Annotated in this window: 9 protein-coding genes and 1 pseudogene; 5 read left to right on the top strand and 5 right to left on the bottom strand. The window is 69.3% G+C overall.

The genetic code is table 11. The features are described 5' to 3' along the window. Positions 1-155 precede the first annotated feature (155 nt). From ACYVAQ_RS01730 to ACYVAQ_RS01740, 3 genes are all read right to left on the bottom strand, one after another. Positions 156-788, bottom strand: a complete 633-nt coding sequence (locus ACYVAQ_RS01730; protein ID WP_460786713.1) for a hypothetical protein — start codon at positions 786-788, stop codon at positions 156-158. Next, on the bottom strand, positions 785-7,291 hold the full coding sequence (locus ACYVAQ_RS01735; RefSeq protein ID WP_460786714.1) for a DNRLRE domain-containing protein: 6,507 nt from the start codon (positions 7,289-7,291) through the stop codon (positions 785-787). The genes ACYVAQ_RS01730 and ACYVAQ_RS01735 overlap by 4 nt, the downstream gene beginning before the upstream one ends. A 377-nt stretch (positions 7,292-7,668) precedes the next feature. Further along, entirely contained in the window at positions 7,669-7,932 is a 264-nt protein-coding gene (locus ACYVAQ_RS01740; protein ID WP_460786715.1) for a hypothetical protein, read from the bottom strand. Positions 7,933-8,057: 125 nt separating this feature from the next. Between ACYVAQ_RS01740 and ACYVAQ_RS01745 the strand changes: the two are divergent. From ACYVAQ_RS01745 to ACYVAQ_RS01765, 5 genes and pseudogenes are all read left to right on the top strand, one after another. After that, positions 8,058-8,267: pseudogene (locus tag ACYVAQ_RS01745) on the top strand (helix-turn-helix domain-containing protein); the annotation flags it as partial. Positions 8,268-8,334: 67 nt separating this feature from the next. Further along, on the top strand, positions 8,335-9,222 hold the full coding sequence (locus tag ACYVAQ_RS01750; RefSeq protein WP_460786716.1) for a LysR family transcriptional regulator: 888 nt from the start codon (positions 8,335-8,337) through the stop codon (positions 9,220-9,222). A 111-nt stretch (positions 9,223-9,333) separates the two neighbouring features. Next, positions 9,334-11,994 carry a pyruvate dehydrogenase (acetyl-transferring), homodimeric type gene (aceE, locus tag ACYVAQ_RS01755; protein ID WP_460786718.1) on the top strand — a complete coding sequence of 887 codons (2,661 nt, stop codon included), beginning with the start codon at positions 9,334-9,336 and terminating at the stop codon, positions 11,992-11,994. An 11-nt stretch (positions 11,995-12,005) separates the two neighbouring features. Next, positions 12,006-13,256, top strand: coding sequence for a 2-oxo acid dehydrogenase subunit E2 (locus tag ACYVAQ_RS01760; protein ID WP_460786719.1), 1,251 nt, complete (start codon positions 12,006-12,008; stop codon positions 13,254-13,256). Positions 13,257-13,383: 127 nt separating this feature from the next. Continuing rightward, positions 13,384-14,676 (top strand): hypothetical protein, encoded by a 1,293-nt coding sequence (locus ACYVAQ_RS01765; RefSeq protein WP_460786720.1) that lies wholly within the window; start codon positions 13,384-13,386, stop codon positions 14,674-14,676. Here the strand turns inward: ACYVAQ_RS01765 and ACYVAQ_RS01770 are convergent, their stop codons facing one another. After that, complete coding sequence (locus ACYVAQ_RS01770) at positions 14,677-16,167, bottom strand: aldehyde dehydrogenase (RefSeq protein ID WP_460786721.1); 1,491 nt, start codon at positions 16,165-16,167, stop codon at positions 14,677-14,679. Further along, positions 16,164-18,269: an oxidoreductase gene (locus ACYVAQ_RS01775; RefSeq protein ID WP_460786722.1), complete on the bottom strand. Its 2,106-nt coding sequence runs from the start codon at positions 18,267-18,269 to the stop codon at positions 16,164-16,166. Before ACYVAQ_RS01775 ends, ACYVAQ_RS01770 begins: the two co-directional genes overlap by 4 nt. Positions 18,270-18,279: the final 10 nt, after the last annotated feature.

Below are 18,279 nucleotides of genomic sequence, written 5' to 3' on the forward strand. Positions count from 1 at the left end.
TGAACCTTTTCGCCGCAGCCATCACACACCTCCACAAGGACTCTCAAAGTTTCGAGCACTCCCACGAGATGTGGACCGAGAATCGGGGGGCAGGACAAGGGCATTCTCGTTTCACGCCACGCACGCCACGCCACACATCACCGGTGGATCAGGGCTCAAGGGGGTGGCCGCCGAATAACTTTCGTAACATATTCGAGAGCATCTCCAGCAAGCCATTCCTGTGGATCGATTCCTTGGAAGAGAATTCTCACCATCGACGATGCATGTTCACCGCATTCCTCTCGCAGAACACGTAACAATTCGACAGGCGAAGGTAGAATCTCATCGTCATCCTCGCGCGTCATTTCATCGTTAATGGACTTCAGTACTGGTCTCACGAGTTCGAATTTCCCTGTGCGCAATAGAGCAATCGCACGCCATGTCATTCCATAGAAAATGCGCCAGCGCAGTCCTTCAGCTGCAAAATACTGCCAATCTACATTGTCGAGTTCGTCAAGCGCCGCAAGGAAGTGTCGCCCAGCCATGAGAGCTTCGCATAGGTAGAACCGGGGCCAAGCATTGCGACCAACCGCAGAAGCCTCCGCGCACCACTCGAAAGCGTCGCTTAGATCCGCCGCCCCGCGGCCAGCAAGGACCGCTGAGATGCACGCCTCCAGTTCAACCCGGTCGGCGATCGTGCCCAGAACCGTCGTTTGAAGCATGCTCCTGGAGCGGATAAGTTCAGTAACGACGTCATCGCCGTCCCCCACGACTGCCGCATCGAATACCTGCCACGGAGAATCGTTCATCTCCGACCGCCCGGATGGTTGATGGAGCGCGCCTTTGCCTCCCACCTTACCGCCTTCTCCACAAGTAACCTCCGGATTCCGGGCAGAAGCCCACGCGTGCGAGCGATACGTCGCAGTTCGCTAGCGCCCCGTAGATATACCTGTCCATGGCGGCCACTTTCGTATCCGCTGTCGCCACGGTAACGCTGGTGAACTTCCTTGATGAGTTCGCGCGCATACTCCTTCTCAGAGATCCACGCCCTTTCATCCGACTGGGCCTGGTGAACCTGATCGACGAACTCTTCTGCTGCGATCTCATACTCTGCGCCAGCTGCAGTTTCTTCCGCTCCGGCGAGTTCTCGCAAGATCCACACGTCGCCAGCGGCATCCTCGCCACCACCCCCGCCACCGGCACCGCCGCCCGGCTCGCCGAACATGTCGCCGCTGAGGTCGAACGCGTTGATCGGGTCTTGTGGGTAGGCATAGGCAGTTGTGTTGCCGCCGTAAATGGGGTCGGTTGAGGTGAACGATCCAGTGGCGGGGTTGTAGAGGCGGGCGCCCATCTGGAGGAGGCCGTCGCTGGCGGTTGCGCGTTGGTTGGCACCTGTCCAGCCGTAGCCGAGGCCGCCTGTGGCGTCGCCTGTTGGGTTGGTGGCGGTGGCCCCGACGGTGGTGCCGTTGGTGGGGTTGCCATATTCGTCGGTGTTGGTCCAGTCGTCGAGCCCTGCTGCGTCACCAGTTGCAGGAAGGGTGATTTGGGAGATGGTGTCGCCGTGGGGGTTGTTGACGGCGAGCTGGCTGTTGCCGGTCGAGGTGAGGGTTGCTGCGAGGAGTCCGTCGGAGCCGGTGAGGTAGTCCTCGCTGGTGGTTGTGGATCCACTGGTGGTGGTCTCGAAGCCGGGACTGTCGCTGCCGTCGGTGTAGCCGTAGGTCAGCGTCGAAGAGCTGCTTCCCGTCGATGTTGCTTGCGTGCGGGGGCGCCCAGCGGCATCGAGGGTGCTGGTGAGGGTGGTGCCGTTCTGGGTCTGGGTGTGGACCTGGTCGGTGTCGTAGTAGGACAGGGCCAGATCACCCGGGGTCCCGCCTGCCTGTGCAGCTGGCGTGTCGGCCTGCGGGATAGTGGTGATGCGGCCGAGGTTGTCGTAGACGTAGCCGCTGTTGGTGGTCCGGTCGGCGGTGTCGTAGGCCCAGGTCTTGGTGACAGCTCCGGTGGGTGAGGAGCCGGTTTGGCAGGTGCCGTCGGCTGCGGACGGGATGCTGGTCTTCGAAGTGCGGTTGCCGTTGGCGTCGAAGGCGTACTGGCGGATGTTGCACGACGCTGGGGTGCCATCGGTCAAGTTCCCGTTGGCGTCGACGGTGCCCGCGCCGGGGGTGGCGGTCTGGTCGATGACCTGGGTGAGCCGGTCGGCCGGGTCATAGGTGTAGGACCGCGCGTAGCCAGTGGCGGCTTGTCCGGTGGTGTTCCCGGAGAGTGCGGCGCCGTCGGGGGTCCAGTCCTCGGTGACGCGTGAGGCTCCGTCGAAGGTTTGGGACCAGCCGATCCAGGGCTGGTTGGCGGTGACCTGTTGTGTGTTGGGGTCGGTGACGTCGCCGGTGTAGACGCGCCCGGTGAGCTGGCCGGCGGTGTCGTAGGTGTTGGCGAGTCGCACTCCTCCGCCGTAGTTCTCCTGGACCAGGTTCCCGATCGGGTCGAATGCCGCGGTGATGGTGGTCGAGGCGTTGTTGCCATTGGTCGCGGTCAGGCTCGTGACCAGGCCGCGGCGTTCAGTGTTTCCGTTCGCGTCGGTTCCGTCGTAGCTGTAGCTGGTGACGGTGCCATCGGCACCGGTGGTCGAGGCCACCTGATCGGCGCTGGTGTAGCTCGTGGTGGTCGTGCCGGCGCCGGTGGTGTAGCTCTTGACGCGAGCCCAGGTGTCGTAGCCGGTGGTGATGGTGCCGCCGTTCGCGCCACCAGCGGGGCTGGACGTGGTCGGCAGACCCGTGACGGGGTCGTAGCCGTAGGTGATGTCCGGGACCGATGTCGAGGATGCGAGACCGGTGACGTTGACGCTGGTCTGGGTCTTGCGGCCGGCGTTGTCGTAGCTGGTGGTCGTGGTCCGGGTCGTGGCCCCCGAGGTTTCGGTGACGACGGTGGGTTCTTGGAGGTCGTTGTAGGTGTAGCCGGTCGTGATCATGGCCGGCCCCGAGGCGGGGTTGGCCGAATAGGCGGTCTGGCACAGCAGGTCCTGCCAGGCGGGGTGGTTGTCGCAGGCGGTGACGCCGGATCCGGTGCCGCCGGTGTAGTAGGTGCTGATGCGCGTGCCGGCGTCGTTGCCGCCCGACGAACTCGACTTGGGCTGCTCGTTCTTCACGACCTGCCCGACAGTGTTGTACAGGGTCGTGGTGGTGATCGGGCTGGCGCCGGTGGTGCCGCCGGCCACGGTGTTGTCCATGACGATGCTGAAGGTCGACGCCAGCCCGAGGTGCCAGCCGAGATCAGCTGCGGCGCCGGGGACGGCGTTGTCGTAGCCGGTCTTGGTGATCCCCAGAGTCGTGACATCGGCCAGGGTGCTGGGATCAGCAGCGGCGGTCGTCGAGGTGGTGGGCAGGCCGTAGGCGATTCCGGTGGCGGGGTCGATGCCGCTGTTGGGGGCGCCTTGGTCGTAGTCGGTGTGGGTGTGGGGTCGCAACCAGGCCGAGGTGCCGTCGGGCAGGGTCACCCAGCGGGCGGTCGTGTACTGGTCGGTCACGACGCTGTCGGCGGGCAGCACCACGGTGCCACCGCTGGTCTGATCGGCGTTGTAGGTGGTGAGGGTGCCGGCATCGCCCGGGACGAGGGTGCCGTCCTGGACCGCGGCGATCTCGCTGCTGGAGAGTTCCCGGACCGGGGATCCGTGGGCGTCGTACTCCGTGTCGGTGAGCAGCCACCGCCCCGCACCGTAGACGCCAGCGTTGAGGGTGTAGCCGTCGTTGTCGGTGTACCAGGCCTGCGCGAACGGGCCATCCGAGCTCGTGAGATCGCCGGCGGTGGTCGTCGCCGGGAGGGGGTGGTCGGGTCCGAAGACCGCCGCGCCGTAGGTGGGTGCGGTCGGCTGGGTCCACGCCGCGACCGCGCTGGCCGAGAGGTTCGGGAGTCCTGCGTTGGTGGCACCGGTTCCGGAGGTGGGGATGTTGTAGACGATGGTGGCCTGGTCCGAGGTGCCGGCTGGCGAGTCGCCGGAGGGCCGCACCCTGGTGACCTGGGTCAGCTGCTGGGAGTTGTTGTAGGTGTAGTCGATCTCGGCCTGGCCGGGCGGGGTGACCGACGCGATCCGGTGGCTCGTCCCGTCGTAGCCATAGGTGGTGGTCAAGCTGGTGCGGGGGTCGGTCACCGTCACGAGGCGGCCGGTGGTGTCGTAGGCATACGAGGCGACAATGGTCGCGCTTTGGCCCGCGTCCTTGCCGACGATGGTGGAGATCGTCTTGACCTGGCCGGCGTAGTCACCGGGCGTGCCCGACGTGGCGGTGGTGGTCGAGGCGTAGCTGATCGCCAGTGCGCGGCATCCGGTCGGGAGGTTGCCGCTGGCGGGACAGGTCACCCCAGTGGCCGACGGCGCGAGGATGCGGGTGACGCGGTTCGAGGCGTCGTAGGAGTACGTCGTCGACGCAGCATTGCCGGGTTCCTGGACACCGGTGGGCTGGAACACGGCGTCGGTCGAGGAGGTGGGCGCGGCGGTGACCGTGAAGGTGGTCTGGGTGCCGTCGAGGTCGGTCAGGGTGAGGACCGTGGATGCACCGGTGCCGGTGATGGTGGCGGTGATGCCGGATTCCTGGGTGAGGCCGTCGACCGCGGTCCACGTGCCGGTCGTGAGGTTCGCGCCGGTTCGGCGGGCGGGGCCGCCGGGTGGGGCGAAGACCATGGGGTCGGTGCCGGGTTCGGCGACCACGAGAACGCCCTGGTCGCGGGTGGCGTCGATGACTTGGGCGTCGGCGTAGCCGGCGTCAGCACCCGTCAGCGAGGTCGTCCAGCCGGGACCGAAGACGGCCGAGGCGGGATCGGCGGCGGGACCGTCGAACGTGCCGGCGGTGCGGCTGATGGACAGGCTCGTGCTGCCGGCCGCGAGCTGGGCGTCGGTGGCGCTGGTAGCGAACTCTCCGGTCCACAAGGCGACCTGACCGCCAGTCACGTCGGTCGAGGGGAATCCGTTGCCGAAGGCATGCGGGACCCGCAGCACCTGGGTGGGGGCGTTCGACCAGGAGCACTGGACCGTGCTCGTGTCATAGGTGACGCAGACCTGGATGTCGAGCAGGTTCGGCACCCGCGGATCGAGGTCGGTGTTCGTCGCTTGGTCGTGGGTGGCGGTGGTGGTGTCGAACGTGGAGTTCACATACACGCCGGTGCTGTCTGAAGTCACCGGCAGCGTGGGGCCGGTGGTCCAGCCGGTGGTGGCATTCTGCCCGGATGATGCGAGGCGCCACTGAACGGTGGCAGTCGGGTTCTGACCCGCGGCGGCGGGCGGGCCCGCAGCGACGACCGGGACGGTGGTCGAGGTCCGAATCAACGGCGACGCAGCGGGCTGGGACAGCGCCAAGGTGCCGTACCCGAACCGGTCACCCCCGGCCGTCGACGGCGTCCCGGACGGCGAGAGGGCGGTCGCGGTCACGATGTGGGAGCCGGCGGCGTTCGAGACCGTGACGGTGGTCTTCGCGACCGCCGGGTCGGTGGACTGGGTGACGACGACGGTCTTGGCGACGGCGCCGTCGACGCTGTAGGAGATCTTGCCCGGCGCCGAAGTCCCAGAGCCGGTGGCGGTGATGGTGCACGTCAGGGCCGAGGACGGGGCAGTGGAGGTCCAGGTGCCGTTGGCGTAACTGGGGCAGGAAATCGACGGGGCCGCTGGGGTGGCGGAGGCGATGGTGATGGTCTGCCAGCCCGAGGATGCCTTGGAGTAGTCGGTGCCGTCGTAGGCGGTGGCCTTGACGTAGTAGGTGGTGTCCGACAACGCCGTGGCTGGGGAGCAGGACGCCTTGGTGCCGGAGGCGACGTAGGCGCTGGTGCAGGAGGCGACTACGGAGCCGGTCTTGGAGGTGTAGAAGTCGAACTTCCCGCGGACCGTGCCGCCGTCCGGGTCCGAGACCGTGGACGACACGGCGGGTGTGGAGTCGGAGGTGTAGTTGCCTGCGCTGCCGCCTGGGGGCGTGTAGGAGGTGACCGGGGAGACAGTCGGCGTGGTCGGGGTCGCCGGGTAGGCGTTCGAGGTGTAGACCAGCTTCGGCAGGACGCTCGAGCCTGCGGTCTCTTCCAGGGATCGGTAGTTGCGCCACGAGTTCGCATCGGTCTCGGTGGCGGCCTTGACCCGCAGACCGTAGTTGGAGCCGGTGTTGTCGGCCCAGTACTGCACGATCGAGGTCACATTCCAGACCGCCTGTCCGGCCGGGCAACTGGTCGAGTAGCCGTAGGCGGGGTTGAACGACGCGGTGCCGGTCGAGCTCGCGGTCGGTTGGTTGTTCCAGTTCAGGCTGTCAGCGCCCCACGAGGACGTGATCCGGTTGACGTTGATCTGCGAACCCGTGCACGAGTGCGCGTCCACGTTCTGCAGCTTCAACGTGGCCGAGGTGATGTCCTTGCCCGCGAGGGCCTCGGCGCCGGGGAAGCTGAAGTGCAGGAACGCACGCAGCACGTCGTTCCCGGCGTTGTCGCCCACGATCAGCGAGGTCGACGACGCGTAGGACGAGGTCGGGTTCGACTGCGACACGTAGGTGTCCGAGGTCGGGTTGACCGTGTACGTCGGATCGATCGTGACCGGGTAGACCGTCGACGGGTCGGTCAGGTAGCTGTTGTCGACCGCGACATCGACGGTCGCGTTCCCGCCAGCACTGCTGCCGAGGCTTGCGTTCACGGGTCGCGGTCGCGCGCCCTCCTTGGCGGGGGCGTTCTTCGCGTCAAACACGAGCGGCGTCCCCGCGGAGACCCACGTCGCGTCCCCGTCGCTGATGCTCACACCACCCGTCGGTGTCGTGGCGAGCTTCGCCCCGTGGGTCACGATCGGGGTCGTCATCGTGAACTTGCCCTGCGGGTCCTTGGCCGCCGCCGCAGGCACGCTGTGGAACACCACATCGTCGGTGAACCCAGTCGGTGTAGCGGTGACGACCAGGTCACCCCCGCCCGTGACGGCGTTCTTGTACGTCGCGGTCGAACCCGACACCGTCGGCGTAGGCAGCTTGCCTGTCCAGTGCCAGTCCAGCTCCTTGCCGGCCTTGCCGCCGGTCTTCAGCACGGCCAGGACAGCGTCGCCGCCATCAGAGAACGACACATCCGCAGCCGACGATGCCGGGACCAGGCGCCCGGCGCGCTCCACCAGAGTGGTGTCGATGTCACGCCAGGACCCATGCGTGTCTTGGACGAATCGCGGGTCCGTGGTGGTCTCGGTCGTCCACGTCCCATCCGGGTTCGCGAACGTCTGCGACGTCGGCGTGCGCAGCGACATGTCCTCGACCCGGGCCCCCGAGGCACGCGCCGCCACCTGGGCCGAGAGCCCGTCGGGTCGCGAGTCAGGCGCGACCACGTGCCGCGAGGCTGCGGCCGTAGCGGGCGCCGGCTCGACGGCCAGCACAGTCAGCGAAGAAACAAGGACAGCAAAGACCGCCGACGCGGCAACAGGACGACGCACGCCCGAGACTCCATCTACACAAGTCCGCTCGCTGACAACGAAGCGGTTCCCCCGTGGAATCATGCCGCCCGAGATGGCAGCCAGCATCAGCATCTGACTCCAAGACGACGCGGAAGGTATCCGCGACTAGTTGCACCAGTCAAGCGAAATCGTCAAATCAGTACGATCGGTTGTCGCGGCCGCGGCGCCAGTGGCTCGGAATGACTATGGCCGGCCAGCCCGGTAGGACCGGCTCAATCCATGGCGGGTCACACCATCAGTGGAAGATCAGCTCAAAGGGCGCGTCGCGCCTGGCGGCGTAGGGCCGTCTCGAGGTCTGCCAGGCCCTCGGCCAACGACATCGGTCGCGACTGCTCGGCGAGTTGGTCGAGCAGCTCGTCGCCTGCTTCCAGGTCGATCATCGGAGCGCGGTAGACCCGCCACTCTCCGCGAGCAACGACGAGCCGGCGGTAGGCCTCGGTGTCATCAGGCGCGCTCATCCAAGCATCGACCGCGTCAGCCACCCGCTTGGCGATCATCGCGGCCTCATCGTCCATGTCTCGGGAGTCTCCCCTGCGGTGCGCGGCTTGGGAAGAGCCCTCGCGCGGGGGCCGTTCCGCTGCTAGCCCGCGTCGGCTGATTCCGGCCTTGCTCCTCCGATGGGTGTGGTCTGATGACCTGCATGGCGGTCGACGATTCGCAGCTAGCCACGGTGTTGGTGCTGGGGGCCGCGGACCGCGACAAGCGGCGCGTGGGATCGAAGATCCGGCAACTGCGCATCGGCCTCGGGCTCACGCAGGCGCAGCTTGCCGGCGACGAAGTCACCGCGGCGCACGTCTCGCGAATCGAGTCCGGAGAGCAGGTGCCCAGCGCTCGCCTGCTCAGGCTCTTCGCCGAGCGTCTAGCGCTCGTCGGCTACTCGACCAACGAAGGCTTCCATGCGCTGAGAACATGGGTGGGTGGAGATCGAGACGATCCGCTCATTCCTGGCCGTCGCCGACGGCCTCACCGTGACCGAGGCGGCCGACCGCGCGCACCGCACCCAGCCGGCGATGTCCCGCGCCCTCGCCCGCTTCGAGCGCGAGGCCGGGACCGCGCTGTTCCAGCGGATCGGACGCGGCCTGGTCCTCACCCCCGCCGGGCACGAGATGGCGATCCACGCCCGCCGGACGCTCGACGCCTACGACCTCGGCCTGAGCTCCGTGCGCGACCTGGCGTCGGCCGACGGCGGGTTCGTGCCGCTGGCGTTCCTGCACACGCTCGGCACCTGGCTCGTGCCCGAGCTGGTGCGGACGTTCCGCGTCGAGCGCCCGCACGTGCGCTTCGACCTGCGCCAGCACGGCGACGCCGGCCTCGTCGAGGACCTGCTCTCCGGCGCCATCGACCTGGCCATCACCGGTGACCGGCCGCTGCACCCGCAGATCGAGAGCAGCGTGCTGCTCGACGAGCCGCTGCGCCTGGTCGTCCCCCCGAACCACCGTCTCGCGCGGCGCCGATCGGTCCGGCTCCGCGACGTCGCCGAGGAGACGTTCATCGTCCTCAAGCCGGGCTTCAGCCTGCGCACGGTGACCCAGGACCTGTGCCACGAGGCGGGCTTCGAGCCGCGCTTCGGGTTCGAGGGCGAGGAGGTCGAGACGCTCCGCGGTCTCGTGTACGCCGGCCTCGGGGTCGCGCTGCTGCCCGACCCGCACAGCGTCGGGGCGCCGGCCGCGCCGCACCTGCGGGTGACCGGGGTCAAGGCCGAGCGCGAGATCGGGCTGGCGTGGATCAAGGACCGGAGGCTGCCACCGGCGAGCGCGGACTTCCGCGCCCACGCGCTGCGCAACGCTCGCAAGGCGCTCCTCTGACTCATGCACACTGTGCATCGATAGGTGCAGCAACAGGCATTGGACGCATGGAAGATCGTCGCGCACGATGGGTGGCGCACGTCACTTCCCCACCTGGAGGGCTCCAGCCTGATGACCGACATCGATCCTGCCGAGACGCAGGAGTGGCGCGACGCGCTCGCCGCCGTCCTCGAGTTCGACGGCGAGCCGCGCACCAAGTACCTGCTCGACCAGCTCATCGACGAGGCGCAGCGGCTGGGTGCGCGGGTGCCCTTCCGCGCCACCACGCCGTACGTGAACACGGTTCCCGTCGACGAGGAGCCCACGCACCCGGGCGATCGCGAGATCGAGCACCGGATCCGCTCCGCGATCCGCTGGAACGCGCTGGCCATGGTGCTGCGCGCCAACAAGGACTCGACCGAGCTCGGCGGCCACCTCTCCAGCTTCCAGTCCGCAGCCACCCTCTACGACGTGGGCTTCCAGCACTTCTGGCACGCGCCGTCGGAGTCCCACGGCGGCGACCTGGTGTACGTCCAGGGCCACCTCTCCCCCGGCATCTACGCACGCGCGTTCCTCGAGGGCCGGCTGACCGAGGCGCAGCTGGACAGCTTCCGCCAGGAGACCGGAGGGAACGGGCTCTCGTCGTACCCCCACCCCTGGCTGATGCCGGACTTCTGGCAGTTCCCGACCGTCTCCATGGGCCTCGGCCCGCTGATGGCGATCTACCAGGCCCGGTTCCTCAAGTACCTGCACGCGCGCGGCCTCGCCGACACTGCCGGGCGCAAGGTGTGGGCGTTCCTGGGCGACGGCGAGACCGACGAGCCGGAGTCGCTGGGCGCGATCTCGATGGCCGCGCGCGAGAAGCTCGACAACCTCGTCTTCGTCATCAACTGCAACCTGCAGCGCCTCGACGGCCCGGTCCGTGGCAACGGCAAGATCATCCAGGAGCTCGAGGGAGTCTTCCGCGGCGCCGGCTGGAACGTCATCAAGCTGATCTGGGGCTCGGGCTGGGACCAGCTGCTCAAGCAGGACTCCACCGGTGCGCTGAAGCGCCGGATGATGGAGTGCGTCGACGGCGAGTACCAGACGTTCAAGTCCAAGGACGGCGGCTACGTCCGCGAGCATTTCTTCGGCGTCTCGCCGGAGCTGCGCGCGATGGTCGCCGACTGGTCCGACGACGAGATCTGGCGGCTGACCCGCGGCGGGCACGACCCGCAGAAGGTGTACGCCGCCTATGCGGCCGCGAACGCCCACACGGGCTCCCCGACCGTGGTGCTCGCCAAGACCGTCAAGGGCTACGGCCTCGGTGCCGCCGGCGAGGCGCAGAACATCGCCCACCAGTCGAAGAAGGTCGCCGAGCCCGCGCTGCGCGCCTTCCGCGACCGGTTCTCGATCCCGGTCGCCGACGAGAACCTGATGGACCACCCCTACGTCTCGTTCGCGGAGGGTACGCCGGAGCACGCCTACCTGCACGCGCGTCGCCAGGAGCTCGGCGGCTACCTGCCGGCCCGCCGCCGCACCTCGACCGCCCTGGAGATCCCGGCCGTCGAGGACTTCGCCGGACCGCAGCTCGCCGGCACGAACGGCCGCGAGGTCTCCACGACGATGGCATTCGTCCAGATCCTCACCAAGCTGCTGCGCGACAAGCAGATCGGCAAGCGGATCGTCCCGATCGTCCCCGACGAGGCGCGCACCTTCGGCATGGAGGGCCTGTTCCGCCAGGTCGGCATCTACTCCCAGTCCGGGCAGCTCTACACGCCCGAGGACGCCGAGCAGCTGATGTTCTACAAGGAGGACGCCTCCGGGCAGATCCTGCAGGAGGGCATCAACGAGGCCGGCGCGATGTCGTCGTGGATCGCCGCGGCCACGTCGTACTCCTCCAGCGACACCCCGATGATCCCGTTCTACATCTACTACTCGATGTTCGGGTTCCAGCGGATCGGCGACCTCGCCTGGGCCGCCGGCGACATGCGGGCGCGCGGCTTCCTGCTCGGTGGGACGGCCGGCCGCACCACGCTCAACGGCGAGGGGCTGCAGCACGAGGACGGGCACAGCCACCTGCAGGCGGCGATGATCCCCAACTGCGTCGCCTACGACCCGACGTACGCCTACGAGGTCGCGGTGATCGTCGCCGACGGTATGCGCCGGATGTACGTCGAGCAGGAGGACGTCTTCTTCTACCTGACCCTCATGAACGAGAACTACGACCACCCGGCCCTGCCGGAGGGTGCGGCCGAGGGGATCCTCAAGGGGCTGTACCTGCTGCGGCCCGCGGGCGGGCGGGCCAAGGCGAAGGTGCAGCTGCTCGGCTCGGGCACCATCCTGCGTGAGGTGCTCGCCGCGGCCGACCTGCTGCGCGACGACTGGAAGATCACCGCCGACGTGTGGTCCGCGCCCAGCTTCACCGAGCTGCGTCGCGACGGTCTCGCGGTCGAGCGGTGGAACACCCTGCACCCGACCGAGGAGCCGCGCACGTCGTACGTCGAGCAGTGCCTGGCCGGCCGGCGCGGCCCCGTGATCGCGGCGACCGACTACATGAAGTCGTACGCCGACCAGATCCGCGCCTTCGTGCCCGGCTCCTACACGGCGCTCGGCACCGACGGCTTCGGCCGCTCGGACTACCGGCGCAACCTGCGCAGCCACTTCGAGGTCGACCGGTACTTCATCGCCGTGACCGCGCTGCGCCGCCTGGCCGAAGACCCTTCCGTCACCGCCGTCAGTGCCGACGTCGTCGCCCAGGCCATCGAGAAGTACGGCATCGACCCCGACCGGGCTGACCCGGCCCACGCGTGAGGACAACCCCCATGGAGATTCGCGTTCCCGACATCGGCGACTACGCCGACGTACCCGTCATCGAGGTCCACGTCGCCCCCGGCGACACCATCCGCGCCGAGGACCCGCTCATCACCATCGAGACCGACAAGGCGACCATGGATGTTCCGGCCCCCGCCGGCGGCACCATCGTCTCGGTCGCCCTGTCGGTCGGCGACACCGTCAGCCAGGGCACCGTCGTCGCGGTCGCGGAGTCGGTCGAGACGGCTGAGGTGATCGAGAAGACTGACGTGGTCGAGCCTGTCGAGACCCCGACGGCGGTCGAGCCTGTCGAGACCACGACGGCGGTCGAGACCCCCGAGCCCGCCCCCATCGCCGAGGCCTCCCTCAGCGGCGCCCTGCGGGCCACTCCCCTGGTCCGTCGCCTGGCGCGCGACCTCGAGGTCGACCTGGCCAAGGTCGCCGGCACCGGCGGCAAGGGCCGGGTCACCAAGCAGGACCTGCTGACCCACTACGAGAAGGCCGTCGCGCCCGCGGGTGCCGCGTCCGGCGCGGGCATCCCGGCTGTGCCCGAGGTCGACTTCTCGAAGTTCGGCCCGACCCGCACCGTCCCGCTGTCGCGGATCAAGAAGGTGTCCGGCCCGCACCTGCACCGCTCGTGGCTGAACGTCCCGCACGTGACCCACGCGGACGAGGCCGACATCACCGACCTCGACGTGTACCGGCGCGAGCTCGACGAGGCCGCGAAGGCCGAGGGCTACCGGGTCACCCTGCTCAGCTTCCTGCTCAAGGCCGCGGCCGCGAGCCTGCGGAAGTTCCCCGAGGTCAACAGCTCGCTGGCCGGCGACAACCTGGTGCTCAAGGACTACGTGCACATCGGCGTCGCGGTCGACACCCCGGACGGCCTGGTCGTGCCCGTCGTACGCGACGTCGACCGGAAGGGCATCGCGGAGATCAGCCGCGAGCTCGGTGAGCTCTCCGCGAAGGCCCGGGACGGGAAGCTGACCGCCACCGACATGCAGGGCGCCACGTTCACGATCAGCAGCCTCGGTGGCATCGGCGGCACCCACTTCACCCCGATCGTCAACGCCCCCGAGGTCGCGATCCTGGGCGTCGTCCGCTCGAAGATGGCGCCGGTCTGGAACGGCGAGGAGTTCGTGCCGCGGCTGATGCTGCCGCTGTGCCTGTCCTACGACCACCGGGTCATCGACGGTGCGCTGGCCGCTCGCTTCACCGCGCAGCTCGGAGGCACTCTCCAGGACGTGCGCCGCATCCTTCTCTGACTCTCCACTGGGGTTGGTGGGGCTGGTCGGCGGCGGCCGCCACGATTCCCGCTTCGAAGCCGCAGGATGACCCCCGGGCCCCCACCCCGACCACCCCGACCACCGGCCTCCCGGCGAGAATGCAGGAGTGCGCCGCACCTCTCGGGACCCCCTGACCACCTTCGTCTACCTCGGGCCACCCCTCCTCCTGCTCGCGATCGTCCTGGGCTTCGCCGCCCATCAGTCGGGGTCGGTGATGACCGCGCGAACGACCGCCGTCGTCACCCGCCTCGACGGCTCGCACATGGAGATGCGGTACCGCGACGCACAGGGGCATGCCCACATCGGCACCGACGAGTGCTCCAACGGCCACCACGCGCACGACTGCGCCGAGGACTACTCGCTCGGCCAGCGTCGGCCGATCCGGTACGACCCTCACGACCCGAGCCGGTGGCAGTACGCCTATGTCTCGTCCCGGACCTGGTGGTGCGCAGCGGCGGTGCTGGGAGCTCTCGGCGGCGCGATGCTGCTCGTCGGGTTGACGGGAGGCGCCCGGCGCCGGCGGCCGCGCTCGGACGCCTGGCTGGCGCGTCACCCGCGCGGTGCGGCCGTGCTGCCCCTGCTTCCGCTCCCGCCCGCCGTCACCGCGGATGCCCTGGCGGCGGTCATGACGGCGTACTCGGCCGGATCCACCGAGCAGGCCGCACGCCTGGACGTCCCGGGGATGCGCGACTGGCGGTTCGCCGTACGACCGCCCGAGGGCCACACCGACTGGGGCACCCGACGCAACCCCTGGGTGGTCCGAGGTGTGTACGACGACAGCAGCTCGAACTACAGCGGCGTCTTCAACGGCTTCTACTGGCTGACCGAGGACCGGCGTGGCCTCGCCGGCTACGCGCGCGGTGACCGCGAGTCGGTGCCGTTGACGTACGGCCTGGCGGCCTTCGCGACCCTTGGTCCGGTGGCACTCGCCATCGCCGCACACGACGCCCGGCTGCTCGGCTTCCTGGCGTTCGCCGCGCTCTTCGGTTGGGTCGCCTGGATCACGCCGCGGGCTGTGCACCTGCAGGAACAGGCCTGTGCCCAGGGCACCGTGCGCGCCTTGCTGACCACTGCGGGCGCACACGACGCCTCCCAGCTCCGGATCTGGGACGAGGCCGATGCGTACGAGCGCTCCCACGGCTTCTCCCTGCTGCGACGCAGCAAGCGTCGTCCGCCCAAGCCTCCGGTCGACCGCTCGCACTCGTGGCGGCGCCGGCCGTGGCCGTGGGTCGTCGTACGGACCGGGCTGGGCCTGCCGTTCGTGTACGCCGCCGCACACTGGTTCGTCGACCCGCACCACCACCTGCTCGCGTTGCCGGTCTCCCTCGCCGTCGTCGTGATGACGCTGGGCCTTCCCGTCGCGCGAGCCGTCGCTCGGACCCGTGACGTGGGCAGATGATCAGGCGTTGTTGAACCAGGTGGTCTTCAGCCCGGTGTAGCTGAGCAGCGCGTGCAGCGACAGGTCCCGCCCGAACCCGGACTGGCGGAACCCGCCGAAGGGCGTGCCGACGTCGAGGGCGTCGACCGTGTTCACCGAGACCGTGCCGGCCCGCAGCGCGGCGGCGGCCCGGTGGGCCTGGCGCAGGTCGTCGGTCCAGACCGAGGCGGCGAGGCCGTAGATCGAGTCGTTCGCGATCGCGATCGCCTCGTCCTCGGAGCCGGCCTCGATGACGGCGAGGACCGGACCGAAGACCTCCTCGCGGGCCAGGGTGCTCGTCGGCGCGATGCCGTCGACGACCGTCGGCAGCACGAACGCGTCCGTGGGCGCGTCCTCGACGACACCGCCGCCAGCGACAAGCCGACCCTCGGCAGCGCCGATCTCGATGTACCGGCGCACCCGTGCGGCGTGCCCGTCGCTGACGAGCGGTCCCATCGTGGTGGCCGGGTCCAGCGGGTCGCCCGGCACGAGCCCCGCGACCCGCGCGACGACCTTCTCCAGCAGGGCGTCCTTGACCGACCGCTCCACGACGAGCCGGGAGTTGGCCGAGCAGACCTGGCCCTGGTTGGTGAAGATGCCCGCGATGACACCGTCGGCGACGGCGTCGAGGTCCCGAGCGCCGACGAGCACCACGTTCGCGCTCTTGCCGCCGCACTCGAGCCAGACCGGCTTGAGGTTGGACTGCCCGCTGTACTGCAGGAACTGCTTGCCGACCTCGGTCGACCCGGTGAACGCGACGGCGTCGACGTCCGGGTGCAGGCCGAGGGCGCGACCGGCGACGTGCCCCAGACCGGGCACGACGTTGAGTACGCCGGCGGGCAGACCCGCCTCCGCGGCGAGCTCGGCCAGCCGGAGCACCGACAGCGGCGACTCCTCCGACGGCTTGAGCACCACCGAGTTGCCGGCCGCCAGTGCGGGGGCGAGCTTCCACATCGCGGTCTCGAGCGGGTAGTTCCACGGCACGACGGCGGCGATGACACCGAGCGGCTCGCGGGTGACCAAGGCCAGCTGCCCGGGCGCGGTCGGCGCGATCTCGCCGTACAGCTTGTCGATGGCCTCGGCGTACCACTGCAGGATCCAGGCGGTGCCGGGCGCGTCGACGGTCGACGTGGTGGCGATCAGCTTGCCGCCGTCGAGGGAGTCGAGCAGTGCGAGCTCGTCGGTGTTCTCGCGGATCAGCTCGGCGAGGCGGAGCAGGACGGCCTTGCGGCCGGCCGGCGGCATCAGCCGCCAGCTCCCGGCCTCGAACGCCCGTCGGGCCGCGGCCACCGCGCGGTCGACGTCCTCGACGCCACCTTCCGCGACCTCCGCCAGGACCGCACCCGTCGCCGGGTTGACGGTGGGGGTGCGGGCGCCGGAGGCGGCGGGGACGAACGCACCGTCGATCCAGAGCTCGTCGCGCGGCTTGACGTCGGCGGCGAGCGAGCGCCACTCCTCGGCGGTACGGGTCATCGGGACACCTCGGTCAGCGGGATCAGCGGCAGGGGCGCGAGGGCGGTGACCTCGCGGCGGAAGGGGACCTCGTCGTTCGGCGGGAGCACCGCGTCGAACTCCTCGGCGGCGCGACGACCGGACCAGACCGCGGCGGCGATCGTGCCGGGCGCCCACGAGTCGCCGATCCCGCGCACCGACGCGAGCGCGCCGGTGCGGCGACGCTCCTCGAGCTCGAGGTAGAGCTCCTCGCGCGGCAGGCGTGCGGTCACCATGACCACGGCGTCGCACTCGAGCTCGCGCGGGGTGCGGGTGTAGACGTCGGCGACGGTGACGCCGCCGCGGCCGACGGAGGCGACGAAGTGGTCGGTGATCCGGTGGATGCCCTTCTCCATGAGGCGTCGCTGGATCTTGATGACCTCGAAGGTGTTGACGGTCCACTGCGAGACCTGCGCGGCCGGGGTCACGATCGACACCTCGTAGCCCTTCTCGCGCAGCAGCTCGGCGACCGCGCCACCCATGTAGTAGTGGTCGTCGTCGAAGACCACGACGTGCTTGCCCTCGGGCAGCCGGCCCTCGAAAAGGTCGCTCGGGCTGAGCACCTGGGCGCCCTCGGCGATCGGCAGGCCGTGCGTGTGCCAGCGGCCCACGCCGTCGCGGCGCCAGTCGGCACCGGTCGCGACCAGCACGTGCTCGAACTCGAACTCGACGACGTCGTCGGCCGTCATCGGGCTCTCCCGGAAGATCTCGACGTTCGGCAGCTCCTTCAGGGCCGCCTCGCGGTAGTCGCGCACCCGCCCCCACGCGCCGAGCGCCGGCAGCTGCGACTCGGCAGCGACCCGCCCGCCGAGCTCGCGGGTGGCCTCCACGAGCGCCACGTCGTACCCCCGTACGCCGAGGGCGCGGGCCGCCTCGAGGCCGGCCGGCCCCGCACCGACGACGAGGACGCGCTTGTCGGACTCCTTCGGCCGGATGATCTCGGGGTGCCAGCCACGGCGCCACTCCTCACCCATGCTCGGGTTCTGGGTGCAGCGGATCGGGGACATGGTCTGGTCACCGGTCACGCAGATGTTGCAGCCGATGCACTCGCGGATGACCTCGAGCCGGCCCTCACGGATCTTGTTCGGGAGGAACGGGTCGGCGATGGACGGCCGTGCGGCGCCGATCAGGTCGAGGATGCCGGCCTTCACCTGGCGCACCATCGCGTCCGGCGAGGTGAACCGGCCAACGCCGACGACGGGCTTCGAGGTCAGCTTCTTGAGCCCGACGACGAACTCCTCCTGGCGTCCCTCGGGTGCGAAGCGCGACGTCATCGAGTCGCCCTCCCAGCTGCCCATCGCGAAGTCCCAGAGGTCCGGGAGCTCGCCGAGCTCACGGAGGACACCCTCGATGTCCTCGCGGGTGATGCCGCCCTCGACCTCCTCCTCGACGGTGATCCGGCACGCCACGGCGGCGCGGCCGGCGACCTCCTCGATGGTGTCCTCGAGCAGCTCCTTGAGCAGCCGCATGCGGTTCTCCAGCGAACCGCCGTACTCGTCGGTGCGGGTGTTGTAGCGGCGCGACAGGAAGTGGTGCGGAGCGCCGTACCCGTGCGCGCCGTAGACGTAGATGACGTCGTAGCCGATCTCGAGCGAGCGGCGTACGGCGTTGCGGTGCCAGCGCCGCAGGTCCTCGATGTCCTGCTTGCTCATGGCCCGGGCCTGGACCGGCGCGATCGTGTCGGGCGCGACCGGCAGGTGCGACGGGCCGAGGGGCACCTCGCGGCTGAGCTGGTTCGGGGCGTTCATGCCGTTGTGCGCGAGCTCGATGCCCGCGAGGCCGCCGCCCTCGTGGATGGCGTCGCAGATCCGCTGGAGCGCGGGGAGGTCCTGGTCGTCCCAGATCCGCAGCTCGATGAACGGCGCGATGTCCGAGGTCGCGTGGATCTCGACCTGCTCGGTGCAGACGACGCCCCAGCCGCCCTCGGCCTTGATCTTGCGCATCTGCGCCTGGGCGCTCGGGTCGCGGTAGCCCATGCCGTTGCAATGGGGGACCTGGTAGAAGCGGTTCTTCGTCGTCACGGGGCCGATCTGCACCGGCTCGAACAGGATGTCGTACGGGCTCGCGCCCTGCTGCTCGGTCATGCGGAAACAG

It is taken from the genome of Nocardioides maradonensis, from assembly GCF_054777115.1.